Genomic DNA, 10,284 nt, shown 5'->3' on the forward strand with positions numbered 1-10,284 from the left:
GCCCGTATGCCGGCAAGCCCTGCCCCGCTCCGCCCCTGCCCCGACCCGCCGACCGCCGAGGACCGCAGATGCCCGCGCCCACACCGCACAGCTCACCCTTCGGCCACGCCCCCGACGGACGGCCGGTGGAGTGCTGGCGGCTGGAGTCGGCGGCCGGGGTCGCCGCCGAGATCCTCACCTACGGCGGCACCCTGCACGCCCTGCACGTGCCGGACGCCGCGGGGCGCAGCGCGTCGGTCGTGCTGTCGCTGCCGGACGTGCCGGCCTACGCCGAGAGCCCGTTCTTCGGGGCGCTGATCGGCCGTTACGCCAACCGGATCGGCGGCGCCAGGCTGCTTCTCGACGGCCGGCTGCACCGGCTGCCGGCCAACGACCGCGGGCACACCCTGCACGGCGGCCCCGACGGCTTCCACCACCGGCTGTGGCAGGCCGAACCGCTGCCGGGCGCGCTGCGGTTGACGCTGCACAGCCCGGACGGCGACATGGGCTTCCCCGGCGCGCTGGACGTGAGCGCGACGTACTCGCTCGGCGAGGACGGGACGCTGGCGCTGTCCTTCGAGGCGCGCACCGACCTGCCGACGGTCGTCAACCTCACCAACCACGCGTACTTCAACCTGGCCGGGGCGCAGGCGGACCCGCCGGCCTCCGGCGGGCAGGGGGCGGCCGGCGGCGGGATACTGCGTCACATGCTGCGTGTCGACGCCGACGGCTTCCTGCCGGTCTCCACCGAGTCCATCCCGTGGGGGCCGGAACAGCGGGTGGCGGGCACGCCGTTCGACTTCACCTCGCCGCGGGCGCTCGGCGACGGGCTGCGCGCCCCGGACCCGCAGGTCAAGGCAGCCGACGGCTACGACCACTGCTGGGTGCTGAGGCCGCCCGCCGAACCGGCGGTGCCGCGGACCGCCGCGGTGCTCCACGACCCCGGCAGCGGCAGGACCATGGAGGTCCGCACCACGGAACCCGGCATCCAGGTCTACACCGCCAACCTGCTGGACGGCAGCCTCACCGGCTCCGGCGGCCGCTCCTACGGCCCGCACGACGCGGTGTGCCTGGAGACGCAGCACCTGCCGGACTCGCCGAACCGTCCCGAGTACCCCTCGACGCAGCTGCGTCCCGGCGAGGTGCTGCGCAGCCGTACCGAATTCCGCTTCCCGCACCTGGCGGGCGGCGGGGAGCCGTCGTGACCGGCCCCGCACCGCTGCTGCTCGTGGACGGTGCGAACGTGGTCGGCTCCGTGCCCGACGGCTGGTGGCGGGACCGGCAGGGCGCCGCCGCCCGGCTGCGGGACCTGCTGGTCCCGCTCGCCGCCTCGGGCCTGCCCGCCGCGGGCGGCACCCCGGCGTGGGCGACCGGTGTACCGCTCGACATCGTGCTGGTGACCGAGGGCGCGGCCCGCGGGGTGCCGCCGGTGGCGGGCGTCAGGATCGAGGAGGCGCCGGGCAGCGGCGACGATCTGATCGCCGGGCTCGCCGCGGCGGCCGCCCCCCGCCACTGCCTGGTGGTGACCGCCGACCGCGAGCTGCGCGCCCGCGTCCACGCGGCGGGCGCCGCATGCGTAGGCCCGCGCACGGTCCGCCCGCGCTGAGCCCCGCAGGGCCCGCCGTGCCGATCCCGCCCGACGACCGGCACCGGGCACATCGCACCCCGCACGACCCCGGCAGACGCTGCCCCGCGCGACCGCCTCACGCGTAGGCCCACGCACGGTCCGCCCGCGCTGAGCCCCGCAGGCCCCGCCGTGCCGATCCCGCCCGACGACCGGCACCGGCACCGGCACCGGCACACATCGCACCCCGCACGACCCCGGCAGACGCTGCCCCGCGCGACCGCCGCATGCGTAAGGCCCACGCACGGTCCGCCCGCGCTGAGCCCCGCAGGCCCCGCCGTGCCGATCCCGCCCGACGACCGGCACCGGGCACATCGCACCCCGCACGAGCCCGGCAGACGCTGCCCCACGCGACCGCCGCGGAAGGCCGGCGGCCTGCCGATGCCACGCGGTGACCCGGCGGCCCGGTGGGTCCACCGCACGGCCCGGGTGCGCCACGAGCACGACGCCGCTACCGGGCAGTCCGCCCGCACCGGGCGGTCGCGCGCGGGTTCGGTCCACGCGGGGACACCACGTCCGATATCCGCTAGCCCGAGGGGTGCAAGGTGGCCATACTGGACGCATGACGACCGAGGACAGCAGGTACGAGGCGGTGCGGAGCCGGGACGCGCGGTTCGACGGGGTGTTCTTCTTCGCCGTATCGAGCACCGGGATCTACTGCCGGCCGAGCTGCCCCGCGATCACGCCGAAGCGGGCGAACGTCTCCTTCTTCCCCACCGCCGCCGCCGCGCAGGGCGCCGGTTTCCGGGCGTGCCGGCGGTGCCGGCCGGACGCGGTGCCCGGCTCCGCCGACTGGAATGCCAGGGCCGACGTGGTCGGCCGGGCGATCCGGCTCATCGGCGACGGGATCGTGGACCGCGAGGGCGTCGCGGGCCTGGCCACCCGGCTGGGTTACAGCGCACGCCAGGTCCAGCGGCAGCTCAACGCGGAGCTGGGCGCAGGACCCATCGCGCTGGCACGCGCCCAGCGCGGCCACACCGCACGGGTGCTGCTGCAGACCACGACGATGCAGGCGGCCGAGATCGCCTTCGCGGCCGGTTTCGCCAGCGTGCGGCAGTTCAACGAGACCATCCGGGAGATCTACGCGGCCACGCCGACCGAATTGCGCGCCGCCCGCCCGGCCCGCGGCACCCGCTTCGGCCCGGTCGCCGACGTCACGGCCGGCGCGCGCGGGGGCCACGCCACGGCAACCGGCGTCCCGTTGCGGCTGGCCTACCGCGGCGCCTACGACTCCGCCCAGGTCTTCGACCACCTGGCCGCGCGTGCGGTCGCCGGCGTCGAGGAGACGGTCGGCGAGCCGGGCGCACGCACGTATCGCCGCACACTGCGGCTGCCGCACGGGTCGGGCGTCGCGGAGGTCGCGGAGCGCCCCGGCCGCGGCGGCTGGCTCGAATGCCGGCTGCACCTCGTCGACCTGCGGGACCTCACGACCGCGACCCAGCGGGTGCGGCGGCTCTTCGACCTCGACGCCGATCCGTACGCGGTCGCCGAGCGGCTCGGGGCGGATCCTGCCCTGGCCGCTTCCGTCGCGCTGCGGCCCGGCCTGCGGGCGCCGGGCACCGCGGACCCCGAGGAGTTCGCCGTCAGGGCGGTCATCGGCGACGCGGAGCGGTCGGCCGCCGTGGCCGCGGCGTACGGGGAGCCGCTGGCCGCGGCCGGCGGCGGCCTCACCCGGCTCTTCCCGCGGCCCGCGGACCTCGTGGACGCCGGGCTCACGGAACTGGACCCGGGGGTGCGTCCCGTCGTGCGGGCGGTCGCCGAAGCCCTCACCGCGGGCTCGCTCCGGCTGGATCCGGGGGCCGACCGGGACGAGGCCGAGCGTGCCCTGCTGGGGATCGCGGGGGTGGGGGCCCGTACGGCCGCCGTCATCCGCATGCGCGCCCTCGGTGACCCCGACGTCCTGCTGCCGGGCTCCACCCCGGCCCCGCACTGGCGCCCGTGGCGCACCTACGCGACGCACCACCTCCTGGTCGCCCCCGCTCCCCGCCCGGCCGAGCCGGGGCCTGCCCCCGCGACGGTCCTGGCGCGCAGTTCCTGAGGGCGGTCGTCACGTCACCCGGTCGAGGGTGCCGGACGTGGCGCGGGGCGGTCTCAGGCCCTGCGGAGTGCTTCGCGCCGCCGGCGCTCCTCGTCGAAGAGCCGGAGGAATTTCTGCGTGCTCTCGTCCGGCTCCTCCGGGCCGTCCTCCTCGTCGCGCAGGAGGCCCTGCTCGCGCAGTTCGCGGTCCTGGACCATGACCGGTGGCACGGGGTCGGGGTCGGACGGGCGGGGGCCTTCGGGCCCGTCGGGGCCGACACGGAGCAGGCGTTCGACCCGGACGATACGGAAGTGGCGCCCAGCCACGTCGAGTTCGTCGCAGCGCTGCGCGTCGAGCCGGTCGGCGGCACCGTTGTAGACCGAGCGCTGCTCGTTCGTGAGGTCCCGCTGCCAGGGGACCATGACCCGCAGCTGCATCGCCAGCCCGTCCCGCGCGGACTGCGGCGTCGTCGCGGTGCCACTGGAACCCGGCCGCCACTGGCCGCCTTCGCGTTCCGCGGTCATGAAGGTGGCGGGCAGCAGCACCCCGCCGGGGTGCGTGACCGCGGCGGTCTGCGAGTCGTCGCGGACACCGCCCGGCACGGTCCCGTGCTTGCGCAGCGCGGCAAGGAGTTCGGCCTTGAGTATGCCTTCCGACACGCCCGTGGCGTCGTAGGGGTCGATGAGGAGCCCCGCCGCCGGGTCGAGCCCTTCGTGCGACTCACCCGGGCGGCTGGGGTCGGGGTCGGTGATCCGGGGCGGTTCCGGGCCGTCCGGCCCCATCCGGATGAAGCGCTCCGCCCGTACGACGCGGTAGCGGCAGCCGCACACCGTCAGGTCGTTGAGCGCCTCCCAGTCCAGGAGTTCACCCGCGGCCTGGTATTCGGCGGCCTGCCGCCGGTCGCCGCCGCCGGCCGCCTCCGAGGCGATCCGGCGGAAGTACGAGCCGAGGCCGTCCCTTGCGTCCTGCGGGGCGAGCCCGCTGAAGTACGGCTGGAGGACCCATCCGCCGGCCTGTCCCTCCCGGGCCACTCCGAAGACCGGGCCGCCGGCGAACAGCATCGACGGGTACGTCTTGCGCGCCTTCCACGCCTCCACGTCGGCGAGTGCCGCAACCGGCGACTCCGGGGCGGTCACCCGGATGGTCTGGTAGGCGGTGGCGTCGTCGGCGGAGTACTCCATGGCACCAGCATGCCCACCCGTCGCGGCGGTCGGCGGTGGTTCTGTGAAAGGCACCGCGGAATCGGCGCCGGTGCCGTATCTTGCACCGCCACCACTGCCGGCCGAACAGGACCTGGGTGCCCGGGAGGTCAGGCCTGGGTGCCGGCCAGCATCTGGCCTATCCCCTCAGGGGAGAGCAGGTGCTGGACGGCGAGCCGCCTGGCGCCCTCGATGCCCGCCCTGCGCCCGAGCAGGGTGGTCTCGATGGCGACGGTACGGGTGGCGAGCGGCAGGGCGCGGCGGTAGACGGCGGCGCGGATGTCGGCGAGCAGGTCGTCGTGCAGGCTGGCGATGCTGCCGCCGAGCACGATCGTGTCCGGGTTGTAGAAGCTGACCAGCGAGGCGACGACGTCGCCGAGCCGCTGGGCGGCGAGCCTGACCTGGCGCCGGGCGAGCGGGTCGCCCGCCGCCACCAGGCGGACCACGTCTGCCGCGTGTTCCGCCGGCAGGCCCGCCTCACGCAGCGTCGCGGCGATGGCGGCACCCGAGGCGACGGCCTCGACGCAGCCGGTGTTGCCGCAGTGGCACAGCACCTCGTCGTGTCCCGGGACCCGGATGTGGCCGATGTCGCCGGCCGCGCCGGTCGCACCGCGGTGCACGACGCCGCCGGAGACGATGCCGCAGCCGATGCCCGTGCCCACCTTGACGTACAGCAGGTGCGTGGTGGCCGGGCGGTGGCTGTACTCGCCGAGGGCCATCATGTTCACGTCGTTGTCCACCAGGACGGGCGCCCGGTAGCGGTCGGCGAAGAAGGCCGGTACCCGGTAGCCGTCCCAACCGCGCATGATCGGCGGGCGGATGACCGTACCGGTGCTGGCCTCGACCGGTCCCGGCAGGCCGATGCTGATCGCCCTGACGTGCTCCGCGGGGTGCCCTGCGTCGGACAGCAGCCTGCCGAGCTGCTTGTGCAGGCCGGTCAGGACCGCTTCTGGGCCCTCGTTGATGTCCAGGTCCTCGGTGGCCTCGGCGAGCACGGTGCCGCCGAGGTCCGCGACGGCCACCGTGCTGTGGGTGGCGCCGAGGTCGACCGCGCACACCACGGCGGTGGCGGAGGCGAGTTGCAAGGTGAGCGGGGGGCGGCCGCGTTCGGTGGCCACCGTGCCGGTCTCGACCAGCAGGCCCTTGGCGATCAGCAGGTCGACGCGCTGGGCGACGGCGGCCCGTGACAGTCCCGTGGCGGTGGCGAGTTGGCTGCGCCGGGTGGTGCCGCCGGCCACGAGGCCGGCCAGTTCACTGAGCGCGGTCAACTGCCGGTCGCCTGCTGCGGTCACCTCGGGGCTGCCTTTCGTCGGGCTGTCGTCCGGCGGATTTATGACAGAAGTTAGCGGAAATCTTGCCATTGTCAACCGAAACCCGGATGGCTAGCGTTTGAGTCAAGCGGAATGGGAGGCCATTTGTGGGCGGTAACGCAACGGTCGCGCCCGTATCGTCACTGCGTACGGCAATCGCCGGCGCGGGGATGATCGGACGTGTCCATCTGGACGCCGTACGCCGAACCGGCGCGCCGGTGGTCGGCATCAGCGCCTCGACCCCGGCGCGCGCCAAGGAGGCGGCCGCGGCCCTCGGCGTCGGGCGCGCCTTCGACAGCTCGGAGGAGCTGGTCACCAGCGACGACGTGGACGTGGTGCACATCTGCACGCCCAACGACGCGCACGCGGGGCTGGCCGAACTCGCCCTGCGGGCCGGCAAGCACGTGGTGTGCGAGAAGCCGCTCACCACCGGGTCGGCCACCGCGGACGCGCTGGCGGCGCTGGCGGCGGGGTCAGGCCTGGTGGCCGCGGTGCCGTTCGTCTACCGCTACCACCCGATGGCGGCAGAGGCGCGGGCGCGGGTGCTCGACGGCCGGGCCGGCGAGGTGCGCCTGCTGCACGGGCACTACCTCCAGGACTGGCTGTCGGAGCCCGGCGACACCAACTGGCGGGTGGACGCGGTGGCGGGCGGCCCGTCCCGGGCCTTCGCCGACATCGGCTCGCACTGGTGCGACCTGGTGGAGTGGGTGACCGGCCACCGGATCACCGAGCTGACCGCGGTCAGCCAGACGCTGGCCAGGTCCGGCGGGACACCGGACACCGAGGACGCGGTGCAGCTGCTCTTCCGCACCGACCGCGGCGCCACCGGCACCCTGACGGTGTCGCAGATCTCCCCCGGCCGGAAGAACCGGCTGTGGTTCGAGGTGGACGGCAGCGCCACGTCGCTCGCCTTCGACCAGGAGAACCCCGAGACGCTGTTCGTCGGCAGCCGCGGCGAGAACGCCGCGGTGCAGCGCGACCCCGCCGTGCTGTCCCCCGCGGCGGCCCGGCTGTCCGTGGTGCCCGGCGGCCACCCGATGGGCTATCTCGACTGCTTCGCCGCCTTCGTACGCGATGTGCACGCCGCCGTCCGCGACGACGGCACCGGTGGGGCCTTCCCCACCTTCGACGACGCCGCCCGCATGGTGCGCCTCACCGAGGCCGTACTGACGTCGGCGGCGGACCGGTCCTGGAAAGAGGTCTCCTGAGATGAAGCTGGGCTTTCTGACCGCCTGCCTTCCGCAACTGCCGCTGGACGAGATCGCCGCCTGGGCGGGCTCGCACGACTACCAGGCGCTGGAGGTGGCCACCTGGCCGTCCACCGGATCACGGGACTTCGAGGCCAGCCACATCGACGTCACCGACTTCGGCAAGCGGCAGGCCGACGAGGTGCGCGAGCTGTTCGACCGGCACGGCCTGACCCTGTCGGCGCTGGCGTACTACGAGAACAACCTGCACCCCGACCAGGCCCGCAGGTCCGAGATCGCCGCCCACGTACGGGCGAACGTCAACGCGGCGGCACTGCTCGGCGTCGAGTACGTCGGCACCTTCATCGGCCGCCACCCCGGTCTGTCGGTCAAGGAGAACATCGCGCTGGCCGAGCGCGAGCTGCCGCCGCTCGTGGAGTATGCGGGCGAGCGCGGTGTGAAGATCATCATCGAGAACTGCGTGATGGAGGGCTGGCACCCCGACGGCTACCCGGGCAATCTCGCCTACTCCCCCGAGCTGTGGGAGTGGATGTTCGGCCTTGGCCTCTACCTCAACTACGACCCCTCCCACCTGCTCTGGCTGGGCATCGACCCGGTGACCGCACTGCGCCCGTACATCGACCGGATCCCGCACGCCCAGGCCAAGGACGCGCAGCTCGACCCGCGCGCCAGGGACCGCCACGGCTTCTTCGGCCGCACGGTCGAGCGCGCCGACGGCTGGGACAGCGGCTGGTGGCGCTACCGGGTGCCGGGGCTCGGCGACGTCGACTGGCGCCGGATCGTGGACACCCTCTACGAAGGCGGCTTCACCGGGGTGCTGTCCGTGGAGCACGAGGACCCGGTGTGGAGCGGGGACACCGCAAGGATCACCCAGGGGCTGGAAATCGCCCACCGCACGCTGCGGCCGCTCATCGTGGGCTGACAGACCGTCCGACTCGAAGAAGCGGCTCCGCCGGGCCGCACCCGTACCGCCCGTACCGCACCAGCCGCATTTCCAGGAGGCATCGTTTCGATGGCAACGCCCCTGAGCATCCAGCTCTACACCCTCCGGGACCAGATCGCCGCCGACCGCGACGGCACGCTGACCCGGCTCGCCGAGATCGGCTACCGCTCGGTGGAGCCCTACGACCCGACCGGTGACCCGACCGGATTCCGCAAGCTCGCCGACGAGCTGGGCTTCACCGTGCCGAGCACCCACGCCTACGCGCTGTTCAGCAAGGACGCCGGAGAGGTCTTCGACGCGGTACGCGCCGTCGGCACCGACCGGGCGATCATCCCCGGCGGTATCGAGCACGAGCTGTTCACCACCACCGACGGCCTCCAGCAGGTCGCCGACCGGCTCAACGGCTTCGCGGCCAAGGCCGCGGAGCACGACGTCGCGATCGGCTACCACAACCACTGGTGGGAGATCGAGCCGCGCTTCGAGGGCCGTACCGCCCTCGAGGTGCTGGCCGATCTGCTGGCGCCCGAGGTCTTCCTCGAGGTCGACACCTACTGGGCTGTCGTCGGCGGCGCCGATGTGCCCGCGCTGCTGCGCTCGCTGGGCGACCGGGTGCTGGCCCTGCACGTCAAGGACGGCCCGGGCGTCAAGGACGAACCGCACACCGCCGTCGGGCAGGGCACCATCGACGTGCCGTCGATCCTCGCGGCGGCGCCGGAGGCGGTGCGGATCGTGGAGCTCGACAGCTGCGCGGGCGACGTCTTCGAGGCCGTCGCCGAGAGCCACCGCTACCTGACCGAACTCGAGGGGCGCTCATGAGCACCGGTCCCGTCGGCGTCGCGCTGGTCGGCGCCGGAGTGATCAGCACCCAGTACCTGACGGCGCTGTCGAAGTTCCCCGATGTGCGGGTGCTCGCGGTGGCCGACCTGGACATCGGCCGGGCCAGGGCCGCGGCGGACACCTTCGGGGTGCCGGCGGCCGGCGACGTCGCGTCCGTCCTGGCGATCCCCGAGGTCGAGATCGTCGTCAACCTCACCATCCCGGCAGCGCACGCCGAGGTCGCGAGCGCGGCGCTGCGGGCCGGCAAGCACGTCTACGGCGAGAAGCCGCTGGCGCTCGCGCCGGCCGACGGGGCGAAGATCCTCGCCGAGGCGCAGGCGGCGGGGCTGCGGGTGGGCAGCGCGCCCGACACCTTCCTGGGCGCCGGACTCCAGTCCGCCGCGCGGGCGCTGAGCTCAGGAGTCATCGGCGAGCCGGTCGCCGTGACCGCCGTGACCCAGGGCCCGGGGCCGGAGAGCTGGCACCCGAGCCCGGAGTTCCTGTTCCAGTACGGCGCCGGGCCGCTGTTCGACATCGGCCCGTACTACCTGACGGCGCTGGTCGCCCTGTTCGGCCCGGTGAGCCGGGTGTCGGCGACGGCCAGGCAGGCGCGCGCGGAGCGGGTGATCGGCTCGGGGCCCAAGGCGGGCACGGCCTTCGCCGTGGAGGTGCCGACCCATGTGCAGGCGCTGCTGGACTTCGAGAGCGGGCCGAGCGCGTCGGCGACCTTCAGCTTCGACTCGGCGGTGCCGCGCCGGATGATCGAGATCACCGGTACCGAGGGCACCCTGTCGCTGCCGGACCCGAACACCTTCGTCGGGCCGCTGCAGGTCCAGGCGTTCGGCGAGGAGACCTGGCGTGACCTGCCGGTGACCGGTTCGAGCGCCGGGCGCGGCATGGGCGTTCTCGACATGGCGCGCGTCCTGCGCGGGGGCACCGACCACCGCGCCTCCGGTGACCTGGCGCAGCACGTGCTGGAGTTGATGTCGACGATCACCGAGTCGGCCGAGCGCCATGCCGTGCTGCCCCTGGAGTCCGGTGCACCGGTGGTGCCCGTCCTGCCGGAAGACTGGGACCCGGTGGTGGGGGCGCGGGCCTGACACCGCGGCGCCACCCCCCCGGGGCGCCCCCGCGGCCCCCGCTACGCCCCGCCGGCCCCCCCCGGGGGGGGTGGGGGGGGCGGGGGTT

General features: G+C 74.5%; 9 protein-coding genes. 7 read left to right on the plus strand and 2 right to left on the minus strand.

What is annotated here, in order from left to right:
• Nucleotides 1–68 precede the first annotated feature (68 nt).
• The 3 genes from ACGFMP_RS10420 (at nt 69) to ACGFMP_RS10430 (ending at nt 3,641) form a co-directional block, all read left to right on the plus strand.
• Nucleotides 69–1,184, plus strand: a complete 1,116-nt coding sequence (locus ACGFMP_RS10420; RefSeq protein ID WP_393671637.1) for an aldose epimerase family protein — start codon at nt 69–71, stop codon at nt 1,182–1,184.
• Nucleotides 1,181–1,585 carry an NTP pyrophosphohydrolase gene (locus ACGFMP_RS10425; RefSeq protein WP_393671638.1) on the plus strand — a complete coding sequence of 135 codons (405 nt, stop codon included), beginning with the start codon at nt 1,181–1,183 and terminating at the stop codon, nt 1,583–1,585. The genes ACGFMP_RS10420 and ACGFMP_RS10425 overlap by 4 nt, the downstream gene beginning before the upstream one ends.
• Before the next feature lie 580 nt (nt 1,586–2,165).
• A complete protein-coding gene (locus tag ACGFMP_RS10430; protein WP_393671640.1) occupies nt 2,166–3,641 on the plus strand; it encodes a DNA-3-methyladenine glycosylase 2 family protein in 1,476 nt (491 codons plus the stop codon).
• A 53-nt stretch (nt 3,642–3,694) separates the two neighbouring features.
• On the opposite strand, the gene ACGFMP_RS10435 is transcribed toward ACGFMP_RS10430, so the two are convergent.
• Both ACGFMP_RS10435 and ACGFMP_RS10440 read right to left on the minus strand, forming a co-directional pair.
• Nucleotides 3,695–4,801 carry a DUF5954 family protein gene (locus tag ACGFMP_RS10435; protein ID WP_393671642.1) on the minus strand — a complete coding sequence of 369 codons (1,107 nt, stop codon included), beginning with the start codon at nt 4,799–4,801 and terminating at the stop codon, nt 3,695–3,697.
• A 128-nt stretch (nt 4,802–4,929) separates the two neighbouring features.
• Nucleotides 4,930–6,111 (minus strand): ROK family protein, encoded by a 1,182-nt coding sequence (locus ACGFMP_RS10440; RefSeq protein WP_393671643.1) that lies wholly within the window; start codon nt 6,109–6,111, stop codon nt 4,930–4,932.
• Between the two features lie 125 nt (nt 6,112–6,236).
• On the opposite strand from ACGFMP_RS10440, the gene ACGFMP_RS10445 reads away from it, so the two are divergent.
• The 4 genes from ACGFMP_RS10445 (at nt 6,237) to ACGFMP_RS10460 (ending at nt 10,196) form a co-directional block, all read left to right on the plus strand.
• The gene (locus tag ACGFMP_RS10445) at nt 6,237–7,337 is read left to right on the plus strand and encodes a Gfo/Idh/MocA family protein (protein ID WP_393671645.1); all 1,101 of its coding nucleotides are present in this window, start codon (nt 6,237–6,239) and stop codon (nt 7,335–7,337) included.
• A gap of 1 nt (nt 7,338) precedes the next feature.
• On the plus strand, nt 7,339–8,259 hold the full coding sequence (locus ACGFMP_RS10450; RefSeq protein ID WP_393671647.1) for a sugar phosphate isomerase/epimerase family protein: 921 nt from the start codon (nt 7,339–7,341) through the stop codon (nt 8,257–8,259).
• Nucleotides 8,260–8,349: 90 nt separating this feature from the next.
• Nucleotides 8,350–9,096 (plus strand): sugar phosphate isomerase/epimerase family protein, encoded by a 747-nt coding sequence (locus tag ACGFMP_RS10455; RefSeq protein ID WP_393671648.1) that lies wholly within the window; start codon nt 8,350–8,352, stop codon nt 9,094–9,096.
• Complete coding sequence (locus ACGFMP_RS10460; RefSeq protein WP_393671649.1) at nt 9,093–10,196, plus strand: Gfo/Idh/MocA family protein; 1,104 nt, start codon at nt 9,093–9,095, stop codon at nt 10,194–10,196. Before ACGFMP_RS10455 ends, ACGFMP_RS10460 begins: the two co-directional genes overlap by 4 nt.
• Nucleotides 10,197–10,284: the final 88 nt, after the last annotated feature.

It is taken from the genome of Streptomyces sp. NPDC049040, assembly GCF_043197715.1.
GTDB lineage: Bacteria > Actinomycetota > Actinomycetes > Streptomycetales > Streptomycetaceae > Actinacidiphila.